General features: G+C 71.6%; 1 protein-coding gene and 1 pseudogene. Both read right to left on the reverse strand.

Annotation, left to right across the window (positions count from 1 at the left end; all coding sequences use genetic code 11):
• Positions 1-172 precede the first annotated feature (172 nt).
• Entirely contained in the window at positions 173-331 is a 159-nt protein-coding gene (locus tag DMC61_RS41895; protein WP_233595122.1) for a hypothetical protein, read from the reverse strand.
• Between the two features lie 57 nt (positions 332-388).
• Positions 389-645: pseudogene (locus DMC61_RS41900) on the reverse strand (hypothetical protein); the annotation flags it as partial.

Raw genomic sequence — 645 nt, forward strand, 5'->3', positions numbered from 1 at the left:
GGTCGCGCTTGAGGACGTGGGCGCGCGGGATCCGCGCGTCGATCTGGCTCAGCGTGAAATGCGTCCGCGCGACCAGGCCGATCAGCCGCACGAAGGCCGCCGTGCCGTCGTAGACGCTGCTGAACTCGGGGACGATGAAGCCGCCCTTGCCGTCGCCGCCGAAGATCGCTCCCTACTCGCCCCCGACCCGCGTCAGGTCGTCCGGAGACGTGGTGGTCCACTCGACCTGCGTGCCGTGGTAGGCGGCGACCTGCTCGGCGATCCTGGTGGTCGTCACCGGGAGCGCGACCCGGCCGCTGCGCCGCTCGGCCGCGATCATGTCGAGCCTCACCAGCAGCGCCCGGTCGTCCTCGATGATGCGGCCCTTCTCGTCGACGAGCGACAGCCGCTAACCGACCGGGTCGAACCGCACCCCGAACGCGGCCCGCGAGGACGCCACGATCTCCCCGAGGCGCACCAGCCCGGACCGCCGCATGTCGGCCGACTCGGTGGGCCGGGCCTCGTCGAGGCCGGGGTTGATGGTGAGCGAATCGACGCCCAGCTTGCCGAGCAGACTGGGCAGCACCAGCCCCGCGCTGCCGTTCGAGGCGTCGACGACCACCTTGAGCCCGGAGTCGGCGATGCCGGTGATGTCGACGTTGCGCA

Source organism: Amycolatopsis sp. WAC 04169 (assembly GCF_003947535.1).
Classification (GTDB): domain Bacteria; phylum Actinomycetota; class Actinomycetes; order Mycobacteriales; family Pseudonocardiaceae; genus Amycolatopsis; species Amycolatopsis keratiniphila.